Source organism: Maledivibacter sp., assembly GCA_025210375.1.
GTDB lineage: Bacteria > Bacillota > Clostridia > Peptostreptococcales > Caminicellaceae > JAOASB01.
The window spans coordinates 97,027-120,423 of record JAOASB010000034.1; the positions used below are offsets into that span (position 1 = coordinate 97,027).

Sequence of the window (23,397 nt, forward strand, 5' to 3'; positions counted from 1 at the left end):
CTTTCTATTTATTTGTGAAGGCAAACCCTAATTGCTAAGTAAAACCTTAACTATTTTCTAGTATAATCTCTTTCACCAAATATGCCTGTCCCAACTCTAACCATATTTGAGCCTTCTTCTATTGCCACAACATAGTCATTAGTCATCCCCATAGATAAATAATTCATATTAATATTATCATATTCCGAATTTTTTAGACTATCAAAGGTTTCTTTCATTTTTCTAAAATATGGTCTAACCTCTTCAGTATTACTAGCATATGGTACAATGGACATCAGCCCTTGAACCCTTATATTCTCAAACGATGCCATTGCCCTAATAAACTCATTTATTTCGTTACATTTTATTCCAAACTTTGCATCATCATTGGCCACATTAACTTGAATCAACACATCCATAATTCTATCAATATTCTTTGCTCTTTTATCAAGCTCCTGGGCTAAACGTAAACTATCCAACGAATGTATTAAATGGACTTTATCTATAATATACTTCACTTTATTTGTTTGAAGGTGTCCTATAAGATGCCACTGGGGATCACGGTCTATTTTTTCATATTTTTCCATTATCTCTTGCACCTTATTCTCCCCTATTGCATCTATACCGGTTTTTAATGCTTCATTAATTCTTTCAGCATCTATGGTTTTAGTCACCGCTATAAGCTTTACTTCATTAGGATTTCTATTAGACTTTTCACATGCCTGCTTTATATTATCTAGAACATGATTAATGTTATTGTCAATCACTTCCATTTTCACCCTCCTTATTTAATATATAATATCTCCTTCTTTATATTTTTTTCCATATCGTAAGATTTCATCATATAATTTTACAGTATAAATACGTTTTGATGATTCTCCATCTTTGACATCAAAAAAACTATTTCTAATTATTGCATAATCATCATTGTAGCCTAAAACTTTAATTGGCTTAAATACAGCTTTTCTATTTACATTGAGTACATATACTCCCATCTGATCTTCTTTTTCTATTATAGAATCTTTGCAAATTTTTAATCCTTCATACTGTTCTTTTACTATGTTCAAATTTGCCTTCCTTATTTTATTAAAACCACTTACATATTGATTTGTCTTTACTATTATAAAGCTTTTTGTTTCATCATGCAGCTTATCGATTATCTTTCCCTTAATTCTTGCATCTAAAATATCTATAGATATTTGCCTACCTAATTTAAAAGTATCGGCATCATCAAAGTCTGTAATAATAACCGTATACCAAGCAGTATTATCAGTTATTTTAAATATCTTTTGATTGTATATTACTTTCTCATACTTTAGCTTATCTGAAGTATCATCCATTGATTGTATGATTTTATATTCCAATTTCCCTAAGTTATGGGGAGTAAGTATTTCCTCATATCCATCAATATAGTAACTAATAATTCCTGATTCTGGACTGTTTATTTCCAATATAGAATTCTTGATCTTGTTCTCTAATTTACTTTTTTCTCCCTGAAGCTTTTCTAAATTTGCTCCTGAAAAGCTTTTATCTCCGCTAATTCTTCTTTTTTTATTGATTTTGTTTTCCAAACTACTTCTGAGCCCGTTAACTTTTACAAAATCACCTTGTATTCTAGCATTTCTTATATCATTTATAAGTATATCTATCTCATCATCCAGCTTATCAACATCTACTTCAAACAAAGTATTTTTACTATCTTCTATATCATCAATTCTACTACTTAGTTCTTTAATTTTTTCCCTATCCTTATCATTTACATCGGAGGTGTATATTTCACATATTTTATAATATTTTTCTACCTTTTCTCCCTCTTCAGCATAATATTTTATATTTCCCTCACTTGTGGATTTTACTATTTTTTCATCTCTTACAATTAAACACTCATATTCTTTTTGTGTACTAAGCTCACCAAACTTTACAATTTCAGTGCTAGGCGACTTAAGTATAACTCCAAATATAAGTTTATAGGCAAAATATAAAAGAACCATGGAAAAAAACACAAAACGATATAATTTAAATTGTTTTTTCATTCTATCACCTATTGATAATGAATTCTTAAGGATAAATATATGGTTTCAATCTCCATATAATCACCTTTGATTATTAATTCTTCATTTATACTATTTTTCCTCTAGATAATTATAATTTTTGTATAGTAATTTAGTCCCGATATGTTGTAAAATGTCAAAAAATGATAAAGACTACTTAAATGTAGTCTAAAATATCCTGCCATATCTACTTAGTATTCTTAATTTTTTTATTTTACTTACCTTAAGCTCAATGACTTTATCTTCTAATGTAAGAATACAAAGAATATTTTCCTTTGTTTTAGCTCCCAAAACCGTTCCTTTAATAGAATTGTTATTTTTTAAATATATCTTTATTTGGTCTCCAATAGATAGATTTAAATTGCCAAGCTTAAATATTTTCAGATCCAACTCATCTAAAAAACTCTGAGAGATTTTATCACTTTGAAAAATGATCTCGTTATTAATCAAATCCTTTTTTTCCTTTAATACAGATAATAAATATCCAAATATGGATACAATGAATAGTACAATAGAAACTTGTAATAACTGGTCTATATAATACATATCATCACCTTTTTTATAACAAAGATGTACTTTGTTAGTTTAAAATTTACTTGTGGGGTCGGTTTGCTTAAGCTTGGATTAAACTTTACTACTATTCTCTTAAGTACTATATCTTTTCATTATATTTATTTAATTAGTAAGAATAAAAAGAAAAACCTATGGCCTATGCCATAGTATATTGGTCTGGGTGAGAGGATTCGAACCTCCGACCACCAGAACCCCATTCTGGTGCGCTACCAAACTGCGCTACACCCAGATAATATCTTACATATATATTATACATAAATAAAAATATATATCAAGTACATATTTTACTTTTTTCACAATTATCTATATCTTTTAGTCCTTCCTCACTCTTTAGATTAATCCATATCTATACACTAATATAGAGGGATTTATATCCCCCCATATCATTATATTTATTGTTTGTTAAATGATAATACATATTAGATTTCTACTACCTTCATCTATGATCTTTTGAAGTGTTTTTTGAAGCTTGAATCTAACATCATCGGGCATCATAAATAGCTTACTTTGAAGCTGTTCCTTCACTAGATCATGTAAAGATTTCCCGAACATGTTTGTTTCCCATATCTGCTTAGGATCAGTTTCAAATTCCTTCATCATGTAATTGAGTAAATCTTCACTTTGCTTCTCTGTTCCTACAAGTGGTGATACTTCAGTGGTAATATCTGCTCTAATCATATGTAAGGATGGAGCATTGGCCCTTAGTTTCACTCCAAATCTACTTCCCTGCTTAAATATCTCTGGCTCATCAAGCTGCATTTCATCTAAGCCCGGTGGCACAACGCCATATCCAAGGGTTTTGGCACTATTGATTGCTTCTTCGACTCTATCATATTCCTTTTTAGCCTTGGAGAAGGATTTCATTAGACTTAGAAGCTGATGGTCACCTTCAATCTTATATCCTGTAAGTTCTTGTAATATCTCATAAAATAAGCCTTCCTTGGTGTGCATTTTTACGTTTGCTATACCTTTGCCTAGATCGATGTTACTTATTTCTGCACCGGTTAAAACTTCTACATTCTCGCCTTCAAACTGGTATGTTAGATTGTCAATATCCTTAATTTTTTCTGTGTTATCAAGGGCTGACTTTATGGTGTATAATATTTGATTCTTCAGCCAATGATTTGGATCTAGACCCTCTATCCATTTAGGTAAATTGATGGATATTTCTCTTACTGGGAACTCAAATAGAATTTTCTGTAATACAGTATTTATATCTTCTATTTCCATCCTTGCACAATTTAATGGTATCACAGGAACATTATGTTTTTCTTCTAACTCAGCCTTTAGCTTTACTGCTTCATTGGAACTTGGATCTATGGAATTAAGCAGTATCACAAATGGTTTTTTAAGTTCCTTCAGTTCCTTTACTACCCTTTCTTCAGACTCTATATAATTATCCCTGTCAATATCTGTTATAGAACCGTCGGTGGTCACCATTAATCCAATTGTTGAATGATCAGTTATAACCTTCTTAGTCCCTATTTCTGCGGCTTCCTCAAATGGTATTTCATTTTCAAACCATGGAGTCATTACCATCCTAGGCAGACCTTCCTCTTGATGGCCTAAAGCACCCTTAACTAGATAACCAACACAATCAATCATTCTTACTTTAAATTTTGCATTATCCTTTAATAATATCTCTATAGCTTCATTTGGCACAAATTTAGGCTCCGTTGTCATAATAGTTTTTCCAGTTCCGCTTTGTGGTAATTCATCCTTAGTTCTTTCTTTTCTATATACATTTTCTATGTTGGGTATAACAAGTAAGTCCATAAACCTCTTTATGAATGTTGATTTTCCAGTTCTTACAGGTCCTACTACTCCTATGTATATGTCTCCCTGGGTTCTTTCCGATATATCTTTATATATGTCGAACCGTTCCATCGTTACCCTCCTTTATAAATAGTTTGTATACATTTCTATTTCAATTATTATTAACATTATAAATATATGTCTTTATCACTAAAATATGACTTTGATTGTACAAAAAAACACAATGCAACTGCTTAAGTTATAAATGGTAAGTTCAAAGTTCTAAGTTTTGGGTCATTCTAATAGGTACAAAAAATAAAAAGATATCTATTAGGATAAATAGATATCTTCACTATATCAACATTTTTAATTTTTTCTCCAAAGAATACTTTGAATCTTAGAACTTAGAACTACAAATACATCTCAAAATACATTTATACTACCAAGTATCTATAAAATCCTCCATGACCTCTTCTATTTCATGGGTTTTACTTCTAAGCATCAAATTGCTTACAGCTTCTTTTGCTGAGCATCCTTCATATAGAATCTTGTATATTTCATTTGTTATTGGCATTTCAATATTATACTCCTTGGATAACGCATATGCAGCCTTTGTAGTGTATACCCCTTCTACTACCATACCAATAGATGATACAGCTTCTTCTAATGACTTACCTTGTCCAAGCTGTATTCCACACCTTCTATTTCTACTATGCATACTGGTACAAGTAACTATCAAATCTCCAATTCCTGTTAATCCCGTAAAGGTACTTACGTCTGCTCCCATTGCTTGCCCCAGTCTAGCTATCTCTCTGATACCCCTTGTCATAAGGGCAGCCTTAGCATTGTCTCCATATCCAAGCCCATCACATATCCCTGCGCCTAATGCTATTACATTTTTAAGAGAGCCTCCTAATTCCACTCCAACTACATCTGGATTCGTATAAACCCTCAGTCTAGGGGTTATAAATACATCTTGAACAAACTCCGCAGCAAACCTACTTTTCGAAGCTGAAACTATTGTTGTAGGTATCCCTTTACACACTTCCTCTGCATGTGAGGGCCCTGAAAAAGCGACATAATGGTTATCTGGATAATAACTGCTAACAATTTCTGAGATTCTTAGTAGAGTACTATTTTCAATTCCTTTAGATACATTAACAAATATTTGCTTTCCATCAACGCGTCCCTTAATTTTTTCCATTACATCCCTTATACCTTGTGATGAAACAGCTAAAACTATAATAGAGCATTCATTTACGCAATGTACTATATCATTGTGAATATTTATATTCTCAGGAAGCTTAACATCGGGTAAATATTTTGTATTTTCTCTAGAAGTTCTTAGGCTTTCAATGTGTTCATGATTTCTCCCCCACAGATTAATATCATGACCTTTATCAGCTAGTAGAATTGATAATGCAGTTCCCCAACTGCCTGACCCTAAGACTGCTATTTTTTCTTTCATCCTCAAACCCACTTTCTATACAAATCTAAAACTATGGTTTTACTTTTATTTTTTAGCCTTGCATTGCATTACAATTGGTGTCCCCTCAAAGTTATAATTTTGTCTTACTTGATTTTCTAAATATCTTATATATGAAAAATGTGCTAATTCTATGTCATTAACAAACAAAACAAATGTTGGCGGTTTTACACCAACCTGAGTCCCATAGTATATTTTTAACCTCTTACCCTTATCTGATGGAGGCTGATTTAAAAGTATAGCCTCACTAATCAAATCATTTAACGCACCAGTAGATATTCTCATAGAATGTTGATTTGATACATATTTTATATACTCCAAAACCTTATCCACTCTTTGCTTAGTTTTTGCAGATATAAATAATATAGGTGCATATGTCATATATGCTAATTCATTACGGATTTTTTTTGAATAATCATTATATGTATAGTTATTTTTTTCAATTAAATCCCACTTATTAACAACAATTATTGCTGCCTTACCTGCCTCGTGGGCATAACCAGCAATTCTTTTGTCCTGTTCTGTTACTCCTTCTACAGCATCAATAAGAATTAGACAAACATCACTTCTTTCAATAGCTGTTAATGATCTAATAACACTATATTTTTCAACATTCTCATATACCTTACTTTTTCTTCTAATCCCTGCAGTATCTATAAAAACATATTTATCCTCATTAAATTCAAAGGGAGTATCGATTGCATCCCTTGTTGTTCCTGCAATATCACTAACTATAACTCTATTTTCACCCAAGATAGTATTGATCAAAGAGGATTTTCCCACATTTGGCTTCCCAATCACTGCGACCTTAATAACATCTTCTTCGTAGTCCGTATCAACATCTTCTGGAAATTTATTTATTATTTCATCAAGAAGATCCCCAAGATTTAAAGCATTTACTGAAGATATGGGTATTGGTTCACCTAAACCTAATGTGTAAAAATCATAAAAGTCCTCTGGAAGCTTATTGCTGTCAACCTTATTTACTACGAGAACAATGGGCTTATTTGTTCTTCTAAGAATATTGGCTATTTCTTCATCGGCATTAGTTATGCCTGATCTTCCATCTACCATGAATACTATGACATGTGCCATATCCATAGCAATTTCAGCCTGTGTTTTCATTTGAGAAATAATTATATCCTTTGAATCGGGCTCTATTCCTCCAGTATCTATTAGTGTAAATTTGTTATTAAGCCATTCCGCATCCGCATATATTCTGTCCCTAGTGACACCTGGTTTATCTTCAACTATAGATATTCTCTTTCCCGCGATCTTATTAAAAAATGTCGATTTTCCAACATTTGGTCTACCAACCACCGCAACAACAGGTTTTCCCATATTTATTCCTCCACTAATTCAAATTTGTTTTCTATTTTAATATAATACTTTCAATAAAAGATTTCCCTTCAATACCACAAATCACAACATCTTTATTGAATGCTTTTTCAATATCCTCTACGGTAACATCATCTAAAAATATAGGCTCATCGGATTTTAACATACTCTTAGGAATAACAAGCCTATCTCCCACTTCCCTATTCTGTAATTGTTTTATAATGTCTTGTCCAGTTATTAGTCCTGAAACAGTTATAGTTTCACCAAAAAACTCATTTATAATAGGTACCACTTGAAGTTTTAGCTTTGCAATTTTATGGGTCAATTTACTTGCTAATTCTTTAATAAACTTAGAAGCTGAAACTCCAGTCACAATAGTAATTGTCTTATCTACCTCTAAATTATCAGGTAACTCCTTTAAGTATTGGTCAAACTCGTACTCCATCTTTTTAATTAAACCTACACCATTTTCTATCTGGGGAAATCCCTCATAATCCTCATAATGTGGCAAAGCTTTTTCAGCTAAAACGTAAAACTCATCTGATAAATGCACAAAATTAGTACCTATTTTTCGTTTTAATAATCTATGCCAATTATCGATTTGGTTAATAACTTTAGTTGCCTTTTCTTTATCAAAAATCTCCATGGGATATAAGTTTTCTCTAAACTTTGTGACTCCCACAGGAACAATTGCCATACTACATATATTGGGATACAAACCATATAGGTCTTCTATTGTTCTATCTAACTCTATACCATCATTTACTCCCGGACAAAGTACTATTTGTCCATTAATAATTATACGATTTTCAGTTAACTTCTTAATTCTTTCTAGTACATTTCCTGCATTTTTGTTATTTAACATTTTGACTCTTAGCTCTGGATTGGTGGTATGAATAGAAACGTTAATTGGACTTATATTGTATTCAATAATTCTATCTATATCTGCATCACTTAAATTAGTCAAAGTAACAAAATTACCTTGGAGAAAGGACAATCTCGAGTCATCATCCTTAAAATATAAGCTCTTTCGCATATTTTTAGGTAATTGATCAACAAAACAAAAAATACATTTATTTTTACAGAACTTCGCTTTATCTAAAATAGGATTTTCAAATTCGATACCGAGATCTTCATCATAATCTTTATCTATTTCTAAGACCCAAACTTCTCCATCCTTCTTTTCAATCTCAACTTCCAAATAGTCATCAGAAATTAAAAATAAATAATCTAGAACATCTAGTATCTTTTTACCGTTAATACTAACGAGTATATCTCCTTTTTCTATGCCCATTTCCTCTGCTATACTATCTTGTTCAATATTAGATATTATATTATTATATTTCTTTTTATCCATCCAAACACCTGCTTTAATTAATAGAGTAAATTGCATATGCAATTCCCTCAATAAATAATTTCAATATTTACATTCTCGTTTTATTATAATGGAAGTTTAAGAATAGTCAAGCTGTTTAAGTACAAAGACGACCAAAGCTGCTTTGTTGGTTCCAAGTTGCAAGTTACAAGTTACAAGTTTTAAAAGTCATTCTTTTAGGTCATATTTCAAAATCTGCTACGAATCTTTAGGCATTTTAAAACTTAAAAGAATGACCAAAGGCTTGCGACTTGTAACATGGAACTTGCAACTAACAAAGTGCCCCTGGCACTTTGTTAGTGTCTTACTATTACATAAACTCCATTTCTAAGATCATGAACCATGCCCATTGTTATTTTTGCTATCAGTAATGCCGTTTCCTCCTGTTTTTCTAAACTATCCACAAAAAATATTGGTGCTGTAGCCGACGATACATTTTTATTTAATGAAACAAGGGCAATTATATTTTCCTTTATTCCAAAATCCATATATATCTCCTTTCCCTACTCTATTTAACCTTCTTGCAAATGTTTCCCCCTTGGTTTCCTTTTACAGGTTTCTAATACAGGGGTCTTTTTTACAACATCTACCAATAAATCCACATTGGGTTCCATAGGTATAAGCGCCATAACTAAATTCCCATTGTGAGGATTTCTCCTGGCCAATGGAGTAAAATCCGGCTCATCTATATCCTTTCTAATACCCAATTGTGTGGCTGCTTGATGCTGTATTGCCTGTCTTTGCCCAATATTTGATAAAGTAGAACTGGCACTAGGATCTTTAGGTACTATTTCAACGGCTATACCTCTTTCCTCGTATATTTTTCTTGATCCAGTTAGCCCTATGTTCATGATTATTACATCGTTAATAATTAATAATGGGCCGTCAAAACTTATTTTTCCAGGTTTCACCTCCGCTATTTCACCAATTAATTGTCTTGTTAAAAATCTCTTCAAAACTGTCATCGCTAAAATTCCCACAATAATACCCGTTATAATTTGCATTTGCTGTCCACCTTTTAAATATCTAGATATATTCATAGATAAGCTCGTTAGAAGTGATGTCAACATCACCATATAATTTCTAGCTTCAAAGGCTTTGGCTATATCCTCTATGTAAGCTGTACCCCTAGGTACTAGTTCTGTTGGTTCAATATTATCTAAACTCTGTCTTTCCATATTTCGTACATCTCTAAATTGCTGTGCCGCTAATGATAAAAAAGTAACTGCTCCAAATTCCTTAGTTCCCAACGCTGGTATAGCTACAGCTCCAAGGGATGCAGCTATTAGTCCCAATGTAATATGTGATAAAAAACCCTGTGGATAGCTCGGATACTGCCTATGATCAATTTTCATCATATAAGCACGGGCAAAAACACCGATTATAATTGACAATATTATGGAAATCATATAATTTTCCATCAAATACCTCCCTTCATATTTAATATTTTTCCTCAGTAAAATATTAAATATGAAAAAAAGATATTAAAATATTGAAAAAGATTGATATTCCTACATCGAAAGGCCCTTTAATGGTTCAGAAACTATTATTGGATATTTTGATCACCATTCCCATAGGATAGCAATCTTTAATAAGTGGCGTCTTCCTGCTTCGATTAAAAACTTGCCATTCCCTCATATATCATAATTCTAATATCAATAACAAAAATAGAGCTAAATAACTTTTAGCTCTCAGATTGTTGACAAAGTCAACAAGATGTCAGGCTGTTGAGAAATTCGAAGTTCGAGGCGTGCTGAAACCGAGAGGCCGTAGCGTATACAGACATACGTAAGGGTTCTTGGTTGAAGCAACAACGAAGAAATTCGAGTTTGTCAACAGCCTAAGAGCTAAATAACTTTTAGCTCTAATCTATATTTAAAAAAAGCAGAAAAATACCATAAGTGAAAATAAAAGATATACTCACTAAGAATAAACAATGTTGGACAAAATGATTTTTCATTTCTTTTGACTGTCCAGTTTTCATATAATCAGCCAATAGCAGAACTCTCATCTTCTAAGTCATTATTTATATATGGAACTTCTTTAGCCTACTATTTAATTCTGAGGATTTTTCATTCAATTGTATTGCAATACTAGCCACCTCATTAATCACTTCATTTTGGCTATATATTGATGTTCTAATTTCCTCTAAGCTTGTAGCAGAATTTTCAAAGGTATTTGTCACTTCTTCAATCATTGTCAATGTAGTTTCCTTTGAATATTCCATTTTTTCAATCATTTGGCTGATTTCATCCGTGATATTGGGTAATTTCTGAATGTTATTGTCGATGGTAATAAAACTATCATTAACTTTTTCAACAGTATCACTTTGTTGCTGCACAACTATATTTGCTTCTTCCATAGACATTACAATCTTATTTGAAGCTCCTTGTATATCTTTTAAAATACTACTAATATTTTTTACGGCTTGAGCCGATTGTTCTGCTAGATGTTTAATTGATTCAGCTACTACTGAGAAACCTCTTCCATGTTCACCAGCCCTTGAAGCTTCAATAGATGCATTTAATGCTAAAAGATTTGTTTCCTCTGCAATTGAAAATATTGTTTCAAGAATAACTTCCACGTCTCTTGATTTTTCTTCTAAATCGTTCACTATTGTATTTACCCTAGTAATCGAATTTGTTGTCTTATTATTTTTCACCTTCAGTTCTTCTATTGTACTTATTCCCTCTTTATTTGATATTTGAACCTGTTTTGAAAAAGAAATAATTTTACTGAACTGCTGTGAAAGATCATTTAATAATATGGCCAATTCTTTCATCATATTAGATCCAGTTTTACTCCTATCTACTTGTTTAGTACTTTCTTCAGAAATTTCTACTATCCTATCTGTTATGGTTTCCGATATTGCGGTACATTCTTGAGATATTGCCGTCAAATTTTCCGATAGCCCCGTGCCATTGTCGGATGTATCCTGAATATTTTTAATCAAAATTGATAAATTATAAATAGTCTCATTGAAATGATCAGATAAATCTTTGAATTCATCATTAGAATTTATAATTACTTCCGTCCTTAATTCGCCATTCTTTAATCCTCTCATCCCATCTAAGATCTTATAAATTGCTCCTTTAAAATAATTTGAGAAAATATATGTACCTATAACAGTAAATAATAAAGCTATTCCGCCAACCAAAGCTGTTGTATGCAAAATAGTATGGGCCCTTGATAATACATCCTTTGAGGATAAATCTGTTACTACAATCCATCCCAGATTTTCAATACGTTTTTGCGAAAGATAGTGTTTTTCTCCATCTATTATTGTTTCTGTATCTCTTTTTCCTTCTTCTACAACATCAATTAAGGTACTATTAGACATCTTTTTTGCTATTAAATCATGATTAGGATGACTAATATATTTATTATTCCTATCTAAAATAAAGCAATAACTATTTTCTCCTAGCTCTTGATTATTTATATACTTAACAAAATCATCAAGATTAATATCTATAGATAATACACCAATAAAACTATCAACTTCATCATATATAGGAATTGCAAGGGATATAACTAGTTCATTAGTATTTTTATCTCTATATGGATTTGTCCAAATCAATTTATTATCCTGCTTTGCTTGTTGATACCACGGCCGCAATCTTGGATCAGTATCATCCTTTAAATCTAGCTGTGGATACGATATTACTCGCTTATCTTCAAGTACTACATAAACACACTTCATATCGTCACCAGAATTAATAGCACTCTTAAATAAATCAACGATCCAAGGTTCATATTCTGGATGACTTATAGCACTTTTAATATTTCCATTATGTGCAACTATTTTAATAATACTTTCATAGTTCTTAAGATATCTTTCTATTGAACCCATTACTCCATTTAAGGTACTGGAAGAGAGTGCCTTCAAATCTTCTTTAATAATTGTCCTAGATTGTAAGTAAGAACCAGTCCCTATTGTTATCATTAAACAAAATATTAGTACGATAAAAACCAAATTCATTTTAGCTCTAATAGAAAATCTCATTCTTTTTCCTCCTAATTTTGTCATAATCTCTCAATTAGTTGTACCTTACTTATTCTTCTAAGTGCCGCTTGCTACAATTAAAAGGTTTTATATTATCCATATATAGGGTTCTCATAGTATAAGTTAAATTCTATACTAAATTCCCCATATTTATATCAATAATATAAGCTTAATAGATATTTCTACTCTAGTAGCCCTTTTCCTATTACTTGAGGAAATTGCATAACTCTTACTTGGCTAAGCCTAATATGCAAACATCATCATTAATTTGATTACTTAAGATATAAGCATATTTTATGGTATAGATTTAAAGATTTTAGAACTACATGTAAAGATAAACATGCAATTTGCTCACTTTAATAAGAAATCATTATTAACCATAATATACTATTTAAATTTGCATTACAATAGAGTTTCTAAATAAATATGGTCAATTTGGAAAAACTATATAATATTTGAGGGAATTGCATAACGCTTACTTAGCTAAGCTTAATATGGGAATCTGATTCTTGATTTAATTGCTTAAGATAGAAGTATATTTGATGGTATAGCTATTGGGATTTTAAAACTACGTGTAAAGATAAACAACTTCAAGGTTTAATATATCTCGAAAAAAAAATGTAGAAGCGTTCATTATTTTCTCTGAAATATATTTTAAATCTTAATGGTGATTATCTATATAGGGTTTTCATCGTATAACTTATACATGGACAAATATGCGATGTTTCTGGGCATTTTGGACTTGTATAAGTTAAAGTTTATACTAGAATTTTAGATTTAGGGGAAAGGATTCTCCCTATAAAATATATTTAAAGAGCCTATTCTTTGGTGGAACAATAATACTTTTAATCTCCTTAACTAACATCTTAGTTCTGGGTTTAAATGGAATCGAAAGTTACTATTTCCCTTCATTTAAAACAGTCTCAAGAATACATATAGAGTGGATTTTTCAAAGACTAGAGATAATACCCAGCGCAATGTTCACAATAGGTGCCTTTATTAAGATGAACATATACCTACTAGCCTGTTGCAAGGGAATCGCTAAGGTACTTAAATGTAATGATTATAGGTTTATAGTTCTGCCTATTTCATTATTAATGATAAATTTAGCATACTTTGAATTCGAAAGTATGATAGATTATTACGACGTTGTAGAAGTGTGGTACTGGTATGCTTCCTTCTTTGAGGTGCTTCTTCCTATAACAATCCTTATAACTATCGAACTTAAAAAGAAATCCTTGTTTCATCATAGAAGTTAGGGGACGGAGTTGTTGATACCATTATGTTTTAGAACAATATTGTCAATAACTCCATCCCCTGAACATGTTTTTTATTTACAACGTTTTTTAGTGGTCTCTCCTGTCCCCTTGTCTTTTACAGGGCTTATATGGGTTATGTTTGTCTTAGTAGTATTATTGGAATCATTCGGCACTGGATAGACCCATAAAAAAGAAACCTCGAAAGCCATAAAGCCAATCAAGGTCTATTAATACATCATTCTTAAAGCTATAGAATATTAGTGAAGTATAACATAAAATTTACGAATTAGTTTCTCAAATGTTTCTAGTCTCTCATTATCAAGATTCCTTGGCTCAATTCTAACATTATACTTATGAAAAAATCTATTATTTACTTCTTTTTCAAGTGATTGAAGTTCTTCGACATCCCTATGTTCCATTAAAAAATTCAACCAATCATTTATTTCATTTCTATGCCAAATTAACAGGGAATCAGATGAAACCTTCAACATTTCTTCAACATGTTTCTTTAGTAATTCTAATGTGTTAGTTAGTTCACTATGTTCCTTAGTACTCAATATGTTTAACACTTGCATCACCTACCTCAATATTATTTTAATGGTGTAGTAGTAATCCTACTTTCAGGAATAGCTTTAAAATCAATGTAAATCTGATGTGATCCACCATATAACCCCATTCCTTGAGAACCAACCGTACCGTCTAAGCCTGATATACTTGACCCTTTGGGAATAGTAATTTCAAAAAGCTTACTTGCATTATTACACCATTCTTGTTTTATAGCTGTGTTTACTCTCCACTCAAATTCAGTTGCAGGAGGCGGGGTAAGTGACCAAAACCCTCCATTTTTATCACCAATCCTGTATAATTTTGTTCCCTCTCCATATGTTTTTAATTCCGATTTTCCGCCTGCAAACGAATTTAAAACATTTCTTTCCCATTGACTTCCTTCTGGTAGATTAGGAGCTTTAACATGAATTTCCGTCTTTATCGGTCTCGGCTATTGTTCTGCCCAGCATGTCGTTGTGATATTTTGTTGTTTTTTCTGGGGTTATTTTTTCTGTCCTTAGTCCCCTGTGGTTGTATTGGTATTGGTATGTTCCCTTGCTAGATTTCTATGTCTAAAGAACGGAGTTATTGACACAATTATGTTTTAGAACCATATTGTCAATAACTCCGTCCCCTAGACACTTCTCTAAATCATCGTAGCGGTAGTAGGTTCTATTTTTCCCCCAAATATTATATGATATATTCCTGTTTTACTTCTCTTGCATATCTATTAGCCTTTGATTATTCTAACAAATTGTTTTGTTCAGAAGCACTAACTCCTACCCCCTTGCTTCTTATAAACAAAGTATTCTTATCCATCATGAAACCTCCTATTTTAGTGGAGTATAATCTTCAGTTTCATATTTTTTAGATACAACCCATCCACTTAAACCATACGAAGAAGTAATCACATAGTAAGAATATTGCTCTTTTAACAATATTTCTGCTAATTCTTCAACAGTATCATAGTCCATTGGCCAACAATAGTTTTTCTGTTTTTTTAATAAATCACTATTATCTTCTATAAATTGAATAATCTCATATTCTTCTATGTCGAAAATAATACTGCCTTGTAATTGATTTTCAAAATAGTGAGCTAAAACATTAGAAAAAACTATATCTGTCTTTTCTATTAATGTTGAACTATTATATTGAGTGTGTATTATAATCTTTTGATTTTTCAAGTCGACTTCATATGATATTATTTCATTATCATGTATTTTTGACACGTTATCACATCCTAAATATTAATAAATTTACAGCTTTAAAATTTTTAATATACTAGTAATTAAATATCATTTGCAATAATTTAAATCTACTGTCTTGGAGGAATCTTATTCCAATCCCAAATATGTCTATGTGGAAACGTATGACTACCATCACCATTTGAATGATTATAATCAATATCTTCTTGAGCTTTTCCATTTCTCCCATAATATCTTCTCTGTTTTACAGTACCATCTGGGTTCAATTTATCCATCGATGAATTAGGCTCACCTTTTCCAGGTAAATCCTTACCACTGCTATTTACCTCATGATTAGGATAAGGTTCACCCTTTGACCTTAAATCATCAAGGTTAATCGACTCTTCATTTTCAGATGAAGCATGATTATTCTCAGCTTTCTCATCTTCTTTATTTTCACTCATCTTCCAGCGTCTTATATCTTCCTCAGTTTCACCAGCATCAATCGTTCTCATTTTCCATGTAACTCCAAATGCTAAAGTACCTAATCCATACTTTGCACCTGATACTAGTTCTTTTCCAAACGTTACAACTGGAGCTACTATATCTCCCCAACTTATTCCGCCAAATGGTGGATTCAATGCCTCTGTAAATCTAGGACTCCATAACCCTGTATGTGAATGTCCACTCGGGTCAATGTATATCAGTGGATTATTTACACAATATATATACTGATTCATGCTTAGTGGGTCTGTTACATCTCCCTCGTAACTATCCTTTGATATAAACCTTGCTGTTTTAGGGCTATAATACCTTGCTCTTAAGTAATACATCCAACTTTCTGCATCAAAGTATTCACCTGCATATCTTATTGGGTTTTCTATTTCTTCTGTTTCTTCTACAATGTTGCCCCATTCATCATATTTGTATCTATTTACTATATTACCACTTTCATCTACTATTTTCACTACATCCCCGTGTCCATTGTATAGATAGTAGTAGTACTTTCCATTTATTTTCCTTGCAAGGGGTTTGTGTCCCCATATGTTTTGGGCTGTTACATTTCCGTCTTTATCGGTCTCGGCTATTGTTCTGCCCAACATGTCGTTGTGATATTTTGTTGTTCTTTCTGGGGTTATTTTTTCTGTCCTTAGTCCCCTGTGGTTGTATTGGTATTGGTATGTTCCCTTGCTAGATTTCTATGTCTAAAGAACGGAGTTATTGACACAATTATGTTTTAGAACCATATTGTCAACAACTCCGTCACCTAGACACTTCTGTTTTACTTCTCTTGCATACTGCTCTTTGCATATCTATTAGCCTTTGATTATTCTAACAAATTGTTTTGTGTAGAAGCGCTAACTCCGACCCCTCGCTTCTTCTAGTAAGTGGTTTTCAAAATCTTTTAGTATCTCTATCATCCTTTTCTCTCCTTTCATTTTTGATATAACAAAAAGACTAACCCAGGAATTACCTCCCGTGTTAGTCTTAGATTGCTGGTTATTTGTCTTTTATTCTAATTTTGACTAGTTATCTTTAGTTTTTATTACCTTCACACCTAAACTGCTGTTTTATGGCTCTGTAGGTGTTTTTTGTACTTTATTTTCTTACTGACTACAGAATTTAGATTATGCAGTAAGCTCTTGCTCAGCAAACGAAAGGAAAGCGATGGAATGACTAGGTTTGTCTATTCCACCACTTTCCTACTACTTATGTTGTCAGTTTCTTCCGATAAATGTCGTTAGCCTTAGTTGTTTTTAACTTATTTTTTCCAGTAACTCATTTATTACTTTTACACACTCATCGTATCTTTGCGCACTAGATACCATGAATCTAATGTACTCAATTCTGTTTTCTGCTTCTCTTACAAAACCAACTATTTCACTAGGAATAGCAACTCTAGATAGAAATCTCGAAAACTCTTCAACAGTGTATTTTTGCTCAATGAATTTATTGCAACCAATAATCAAATCTTTCATGTCTACCTCCCTATTTTGTCATGATTGTAATTACTATATCACCTTCTGTGACAACTTGTACTGAACCTGACTCCCAAACTTGTCGGACTACCCCATCAACTGTTTGTGTATCGATAAGAGTCCCATTTTTAAGAACATCATCTACATATGTTGGTGATATGCTTCTTCCATAGTCGATTGTTTCTACATCATATATTCTAGATGCCCCAACTCTTCCATCAGTGGTAGAACTATATCTCATCCCACTTGGTTGCATTCTATCTACTGCATGACGAGTGTAATATTTATCTCCAATTTTAGCATACTCACGACCATCAATGGTTACTTTCTCATAGTCACTCCATTTGCCCCACAGCTGTTTAGAATTACTCGTCTCCTTACTATACATACTAAGTCCAAGATCGCTATTAGGACTTCCACTTATTTTATCTTTTAAATATTTAATTCCTTCTCCTATCTTATTCTTAGCTGTATGTACTATCTCTGAACCATATTCAAGTACATACTGACCACCCTGCTGTATTTCTGGTCCATATTGGTAAACCAACATCTGTGCCTCATTCAATATTTGTGGTAATGATGTCTCTGCTATTTCCACAAGCTTCATTAAAATTGGATTATGCCCACTAGGGTCAACATACATTAATGGATTATTATAACAATACATATACTGATTCATACTAAGGGGATTAGTAAGTGTTCCCTCATAACTATCCTTAGACACAAACCTACCAATAACAGGGTCATAATACCTTGCTCTTAGATAATACATACTGCTTTCTTCATCAAAGTATTCACCTGCGTATTTTATTGGGTTTTCTATTTGTTCTGTTTCTTCTAGGATGTTGCCCCATTCATCATATTTGTATCTATTTACTATATTACCACTTCCATCTACTATTTTCACTACATCTCCGTGTCCATTGTATAGATAGTAGTAGTACTTTCCATTTATTTTCCTTGCAAGGGGTTTGTGTCCCCATATGTTTTGGGCTGTTACATTTCCGTCTTTATCGGTCTCGGCTATTGTTCTGCCCAGCATGTCGTTGTGATATTTTGTTGTTTTTTCTCGGGTTATTTTTTCTGTCCTTAGTCCCCTGTGGTTGTATTGGTATTGGTATGTATTTTCACCGGATTTATATTCCACAAGCTGATTTAGGGGGTTGTATTTTAGCTCCCTTGAGGTTTGGCTGACTAAGTGGTCAATAGCCCCCTTGGTATCTGAGCTTATTTCTTTTCTGTTACCCCTTGCATCGTAGCTGTAGTCTATGGTTTTGTTATTGGGCTTTGTTATTTCCCTTAAGCGGTTTAGTTTATCGTAGTCATAGCTTGTTGTTATATTGTTTTCTTTTATTAAGCTTAGATTTCCATTGCCGTCATAGTCATAGCTGTTGCTATCTATCTGACTTTCTATTTTATTTTTTAGTGTTTTTAGCTGATTTGTATCGTAATAATCGTATTGTGTTTTTATGCTTGTGTTTGGATATGTTAGTGTGCTTATCATACCATCATTGTGATAATCATAGTTAAAGGTTTTTCCATCCACCTTTATAAGGTCCGTTCTGTTCCTTGTGTCGTAGGTGTATTCTGTTTTTAGTCCAAAGGGGTCGGTTATGTCCCTTAGATTTCCACCTTCATAGTAGCTATATAGGGTGTATTTATTTGTATCATCGGGAAGACTTTGTTTTTTTAACCTTCCATTTTTGTAATACTCATAGGTGGTTGTTCCACTTTTATCGGTTACGAGCATGATATTTTGTGTATTTAGGTTATTATAGTTGTAGCTGGTTTGAGAGTCCGTGCTGCCACCTTTAGTTTTAGCGGTTTGAGTGAGTATTCTGCCTAGACTATCATAGGTGTAGCTTATCCTTTGATTTTCCATATCTATTGTGTGATCAATATTACCGGCTAGATTATAGGCTAGCTTAGTTACTTTATCCTTAGCTCCAGCTACCTTATCATATGGTTCATAGGATTTTATTACCCTTCCCAGTTCATCGTATTCCCTTTCCCTTATTATTTCTTTATTTAAGCTATTACCATTTCCATATTCCTTCATGGTGATTTTTTTTATTTTATCTTGATTGTTGTATTGGTATGAGGTTTTTTCACCCCTAGGATTTTCTACTTCTATTAATCTTCCTAAATCATCGTAGCGGTAGTAGGTTCTATTTCCCCTTGCATCCCTAGTACTGGTTATTTTTCCTAGATAGTCATGATCATATTTTGTTATGTACTGGATGGAATTGGTTGGCTTTATTCTTTCTTCCTTGAGATTACCTACCTTATCGTATATAGTTATGTATTCATTTCCTTCTTCGTCGATTTCTACTTTTTTGTTTTCTATATCGTAGTATTTTATTTGCTTGTATGTTGAATCAGGGTTTGTTATCCTTGTTATTCTTCCAAAGATGTCATATTGATAGCTTGTCTTGTTTTCATTTGCATCCTTGGTCCATTCCAGCCGGCTAAGGGAGTTGTATTTGTTTTCTTCTAGGGTTATCCAGCTGTTAGTGCTTCCTTCCCTTAGCTCTTCATTTTTTATTAGTCTTCCTAGTCCATCGAAGATTTGCCTTACTTTATGCCCATTTTCTAGGGTTATGGTTACCTTGTTGGTTGTATCATCATAGGTTATTTGTTTGAAGGAGCTATCTGGATTTATTACCTTTGTTGTTCTTCCTAGTTTATCGTATTCATAGGTTGTTTTATTGTTTTCTCCATCGGTGGTGCTTAGAAGCCTACCGGTGTTAAGGTCATAGTTGTATCTTTCCGTTATGGTTTTTATATTTCCATTGTAGTCTTTAACATTTATTGTTTTTTTGGTTAGGTAAGCACTTTTAAAGCTGCTACTGTATTCATAGTTTTCTTCTATCCTTGTTCTATCCTCCATTTTCAGCTGCTTTTTGAGGGTGTTTCCATATGAATCATGGTCCGGATAGTATTCATATATATGTTTTCTGATTTTTTCTCCATTTTCATCTGTTTCATAGTGATATCTCTTTTTTTCAACTACATTTAGCTCATATTGATCCGTATCGTATTCTGTGTATATCCATCTATCGTTATCGATTTGCTGTCTAAAGTCCTCTAATTGCTCATAGGTTTCATCGTATTCATATTGGGTAATATGACCCAGTTCATCGATATATTCCTCAAGTAATCCCAGGGAATATGATGGCCTACCTACCACTTCATTATCGTCATATTTCCAAGATACTTCCCTTTGACTGCTGTTACCCGACCCATCATATAGGGTGGTGATCCTTCTTTCTGCCAGGAGATCATAGTGATATGAGGGATATTCTATTTCTTTTACAAGCTCACCGTTGTTTTCGTATATTTCCTCGGATTTTTTTAAGTGTTTTTTATCAAAGGTATATTTAATCTTAGTGTTTTGAGAGTCTGTGACCTCCGTGGAATATGTAAAGTTATTAGGAATTTCTTTTTTATTTTCGTATCCCTTAGAGTATCCAGTATAGTCATCTTCATAATGAAAGCTTTGTTTGTTATATGCTAGTGCTTTGTCAATATCTTCCCTTGAAGCCATTCTATAGTATTCTCGTATTCCTTTGTCTCCTAAATTCACCTGGGCTTTTTCAAAATCATATCTAGTGGCTGAGCCCGTTGGATAGGTGATGCTTGTTAAATTGGCAAATATATTTGTTTTGGATCTTGGTGACCTATCATCTAAATCCTTTGAGAAGAAGTTGAATCTACTACTGTCAAAGGAATAGTTTAGTGTTGTTGTTCTATCATTTTGGTCTATTATCCTTTTAAGTACATATTCATCGCTATACCCAGGTACTCTTTGTAGCATTAGTTTAATGTTATTTCCATCGGGGCTTTGGATATACATTGTTTTTTGTGATTCTACATAGTTGATGGTAACCCTTCTTCCCAGGGAGTCTATTATCCTATTTGGATACCTGTTTTCACCATCATATTGATATTTTATTTCGTTTCCATGTCTATCCCTTGTACCTATTAGTCTTCCATCTTTGTCTAGATAGTCCCTTATGTCATGTTTATATCTTATGGCATATTTTGAGGCTTCTTCTCCGTTGCTAAAGTCATCATTATGTTCTAACCAAAGATCAGTAAGTGGATAGTCTACTATATCTACAGATTCCTCGGCTATTTCTCCATGTTCATGTATTACATGGCCATTGCTATCCCTTTTAGTGGGTCTTGTAACCTTATAGATGGCTCCACTTCTTAAATGCACATATCCCTTTTTACCTTCTGAATAACTTATCCCGGTTGTTTCTATGGATGGATGCCTAAAGGTCCATCCCGATCCAAGGTTATTGTTTTTTTCAGTGTATGTATCATCCCTTATTATGTTATCTTCATCTACTATCTCCATTTCAGCATCGGGCTCATAGATTATATCTCCGATATACATTACTGCAAGGTGTTTTCCAGGACTCCCAGAAAAATAATATTTGATGCCATGGACAATGTTGTAATCCCCATTTCCATCTTGTCTAACTCTACTGCTGATAACAGGTTTATTTCCCGAGGGATTGATATAGTCCTCTGTATCATGCTTTAACCAATCTAGTGCTTCGGATTCTGCATCGGATCTATCTTGATATTTTTTTGTACTTATGTTGTAATCGGTTTTATATTTATATATTGGATAGTCATCCCAATCCGTATGACTGCTGTTTATTAAGTCCCTTAAATCCTCATTGGGGGGTATAGAGTATGCTATACTTTTCTTTCTGAGTTTGTATCGATATACCCTAAAATCTATATCACAATCTTCTTCGTAAAGTCCAGCGGTCTGGGAATTGTATCCTATTCCTAGGTTCAGATCTAATCCATTTCTTCCCGGTAGATTTAATAAATCAATGTTGTATGATAAAATACCGCTGCTTAGATTAATATTTTCCTGTTGATTTTTTTTGAAGTTAAAGGGTGATGTGAAGTACTTTTTGTAGTCTAAGAAGGAGGAGTTGTTTGATATATCCTTGATCCTCGATGACATCATCATCTCATTTCCTCTTCTTAGTCTACTTATATGATATGACTTTACTTTATCCCTTATTTCTTTTAGGTTTAAGATGGCTCTTCCTTTATCTAGATTTAAAGCCCCCTCATTTATGTTGTAGTTGGGTAGTATTTGAGTTTCCCCAGGGCTTGATAGCCCCATAGCACCCTTTAAGCTTCTTTTTGTTTCATTATTACTAATTAAATTGTCATATTCTAAGCCAAGGGCCTTGGATACTAGATATGCGGAAAGAATATTTTTTGTGTTTTTTCCTTTAAATAGTTCTTCCTTAAACAAATCTATTTCTTCGATTGTAAAGTTGTAGCTATCCCTTATATATTCAAATACGCTTAGCTCATTTGTGGCTTCAAATAGGTTTGGAAAGACCTTCTTCATTCTTTCCATTTCCTCTATTGTGAAGCCATGCTCACTGACTAATACCGAGATGTTTATGGCTTCAATTAAGGAATGTCCCCTTTTTTCGCATTCTTCTAGATTGCTTTTAGATACCTCAAAGTGTTCACAGATTATCTTTTTATCTTCTTCCGAGGCTTCACTTAGGCTTTTAATGGTAAATACCTTTTCTATTGCTAGAGGAAGCTTTTCCTTATATTTGTTTGGATCAACCTCTTCTTCTTCCATGTCATCCCAATCTAAATCATCATCCTCGTCTTCATATGGGGTACTTTTTGGTATAGTTTTATTATCATCTTTTTGTATTTTATTATTACCAGTATTATCCGGTATGGTATTATCTGCATATGCAGTAACTGGGGATAAGCCATATGTAAATATTAATGTTGTCATTAATATTATGGCCATGAGCTTTGAGTAGTTTTTGTTTATTATCAAACTAAGTCCTCCTTTGTGTTA

15 protein-coding genes, 1 tRNA gene and 1 pseudogene are annotated in these 23,397 nt (G+C 32.7%); 1 reads left to right on the forward strand and 16 read right to left on the reverse strand.

The genetic code is table 11. From position 1 onward, the window contains the following. Positions 1-50: 50 nt before the first annotated feature. From N4A68_12330 to N4A68_12380, 11 genes are all read right to left on the reverse strand, one after another. On the reverse strand, positions 51-752 hold the full coding sequence (locus N4A68_12330; GenBank protein MCT4565084.1) for a YggS family pyridoxal phosphate-dependent enzyme: 702 nt from the start codon (positions 750-752) through the stop codon (positions 51-53). Positions 753-767: 15 nt separating this feature from the next. After that, positions 768-2,012 carry a hypothetical protein gene (locus N4A68_12335; protein MCT4565085.1) on the reverse strand — a complete coding sequence of 415 codons (1,245 nt, stop codon included), beginning with the start codon at positions 2,010-2,012 and terminating at the stop codon, positions 768-770. 186 nt (positions 2,013-2,198) lie between these two features. Further along, positions 2,199-2,576, reverse strand: coding sequence for a hypothetical protein (locus N4A68_12340; GenBank protein MCT4565086.1), 378 nt, complete (start codon positions 2,574-2,576; stop codon positions 2,199-2,201). A gap of 179 nt (positions 2,577-2,755) precedes the next feature. Continuing rightward, a tRNA-Pro gene (locus N4A68_12345) sits at positions 2,756-2,832 on the reverse strand. Between the two features lie 173 nt (positions 2,833-3,005). Beyond that, positions 3,006-4,490 carry a stage IV sporulation protein A gene (gene spoIVA, locus N4A68_12350; protein ID MCT4565087.1) on the reverse strand — a complete coding sequence of 495 codons (1,485 nt, stop codon included), beginning with the start codon at positions 4,488-4,490 and terminating at the stop codon, positions 3,006-3,008. 307 nt (positions 4,491-4,797) lie between these two features. Further along, on the reverse strand, positions 4,798-5,826 hold the full coding sequence (locus N4A68_12355) for an NAD(P)H-dependent glycerol-3-phosphate dehydrogenase (GenBank protein MCT4565088.1): 1,029 nt from the start codon (positions 5,824-5,826) through the stop codon (positions 4,798-4,800). A 45-nt stretch (positions 5,827-5,871) separates the two neighbouring features. Beyond that, entirely contained in the window at positions 5,872-7,185 is a 1,314-nt protein-coding gene (gene der, locus N4A68_12360; GenBank protein ID MCT4565089.1) for a ribosome biogenesis GTPase Der, read from the reverse strand. Between the two features lie 31 nt (positions 7,186-7,216). Further along, positions 7,217-8,539, reverse strand: coding sequence for a DUF512 domain-containing protein (locus N4A68_12365; protein MCT4565090.1), 1,323 nt, complete (start codon positions 8,537-8,539; stop codon positions 7,217-7,219). Positions 8,540-8,853: 314 nt separating this feature from the next. Next, positions 8,854-9,045, reverse strand: a complete 192-nt coding sequence (locus N4A68_12370) for a hypothetical protein (GenBank protein ID MCT4565091.1) — start codon at positions 9,043-9,045, stop codon at positions 8,854-8,856. A 24-nt stretch (positions 9,046-9,069) separates the two neighbouring features. Beyond that, positions 9,070-9,978, reverse strand: coding sequence for a YIEGIA family protein (locus N4A68_12375; protein ID MCT4565092.1), 909 nt, complete (start codon positions 9,976-9,978; stop codon positions 9,070-9,072). A gap of 605 nt (positions 9,979-10,583) precedes the next feature. Beyond that, on the reverse strand, positions 10,584-12,560 hold the full coding sequence (locus N4A68_12380) for a methyl-accepting chemotaxis protein (protein ID MCT4565093.1): 1,977 nt from the start codon (positions 12,558-12,560) through the stop codon (positions 10,584-10,586). Positions 12,561-13,354: 794 nt separating this feature from the next. Between N4A68_12380 and N4A68_12385 the strand changes: the two are divergent. Further along, positions 13,355-13,819, forward strand: a pseudogene (locus N4A68_12385) (spore germination protein). A gap of 257 nt (positions 13,820-14,076) precedes the next feature. Here the strand turns inward: N4A68_12385 and N4A68_12390 are convergent. The 5 genes from N4A68_12390 to N4A68_12410 all read right to left on the reverse strand — a co-directional run bounded on the left by N4A68_12390 (position 14,077) and on the right by N4A68_12410 (position 23,376). Beyond that, positions 14,077-14,394 (reverse strand): hypothetical protein, encoded by a 318-nt coding sequence (locus N4A68_12390; protein MCT4565094.1) that lies wholly within the window; start codon positions 14,392-14,394, stop codon positions 14,077-14,079. An 801-nt stretch (positions 14,395-15,195) separates the two neighbouring features. Beyond that, entirely contained in the window at positions 15,196-15,594 is a 399-nt protein-coding gene (locus N4A68_12395; GenBank protein ID MCT4565095.1) for a hypothetical protein, read from the reverse strand. 86 nt (positions 15,595-15,680) lie between these two features. Continuing rightward, a complete protein-coding gene (locus tag N4A68_12400; protein MCT4565096.1) occupies positions 15,681-16,652 on the reverse strand; it encodes a hypothetical protein in 972 nt (323 codons plus the stop codon). 654 nt (positions 16,653-17,306) lie between these two features. After that, on the reverse strand, positions 17,307-17,528 hold the full coding sequence (locus N4A68_12405; protein ID MCT4565097.1) for a hypothetical protein: 222 nt from the start codon (positions 17,526-17,528) through the stop codon (positions 17,307-17,309). Positions 17,529-17,538: 10 nt separating this feature from the next. Further along, positions 17,539-23,376 carry a hypothetical protein gene (locus N4A68_12410; protein ID MCT4565098.1) on the reverse strand — a complete coding sequence of 1,946 codons (5,838 nt, stop codon included), beginning with the start codon at positions 23,374-23,376 and terminating at the stop codon, positions 17,539-17,541. Positions 23,377-23,397: the final 21 nt, after the last annotated feature.

Bases quoted from the DNA above. Each gene is read 5' to 3' on its own strand.
- N4A68_12330 (MCT4565084.1), bottom strand. From the start codon at position 752: ATGGAAGTGATTGACAATAACATTAATCATGTTCTAGATAATATAAAG.
- N4A68_12335 (MCT4565085.1), bottom strand. From the start codon at position 2,012: ATGAAAAAACAATTTAAATTATATCGTTTTGTGTTTTTTTCCATGGTT.
- N4A68_12340 (MCT4565086.1), bottom strand. From the start codon at position 2,576: ATGTATTATATAGACCAGTTATTACAAGTTTCTATTGTACTATTCATT.
- spoIVA (MCT4565087.1), bottom strand. From the start codon at position 4,490: ATGGAACGGTTCGACATATATAAAGATATATCGGAAAGAACCCAGGGA.
- N4A68_12355 (MCT4565088.1), bottom strand. From the start codon at position 5,826: ATGAAAGAAAAAATAGCAGTCTTAGGGTCAGGCAGTTGGGGAACTGCA.
- der (MCT4565089.1), bottom strand. From the start codon at position 7,185: ATGGGAAAACCTGTTGTTGCGGTGGTTGGTAGACCAAATGTTGGAAAA.
- N4A68_12365 (MCT4565090.1), bottom strand. From the start codon at position 8,539: ATGGATAAAAAGAAATATAATAATATAATATCTAATATTGAACAAGAT.
- N4A68_12370 (MCT4565091.1), bottom strand. From the start codon at position 9,045: ATGGATTTTGGAATAAAGGAAAATATAATTGCCCTTGTTTCATTAAAT.
- N4A68_12375 (MCT4565092.1), bottom strand. From the start codon at position 9,978: ATGGAAAATTATATGATTTCCATAATATTGTCAATTATAATCGGTGTT.
- N4A68_12380 (MCT4565093.1), bottom strand. From the start codon at position 12,560: ATGAGATTTTCTATTAGAGCTAAAATGAATTTGGTTTTTATCGTACTA.
- N4A68_12390 (MCT4565094.1), bottom strand. From the start codon at position 14,394: ATGCAAGTGTTAAACATATTGAGTACTAAGGAACATAGTGAACTAACT.
- N4A68_12400 (MCT4565096.1), bottom strand. From the start codon at position 16,652: ATGTTGGGCAGAACAATAGCCGAGACCGATAAAGACGGAAATGTAACA.
- N4A68_12405 (MCT4565097.1), bottom strand. From the start codon at position 17,528: ATGAAAGATTTGATTATTGGTTGCAATAAATTCATTGAGCAAAAATAC.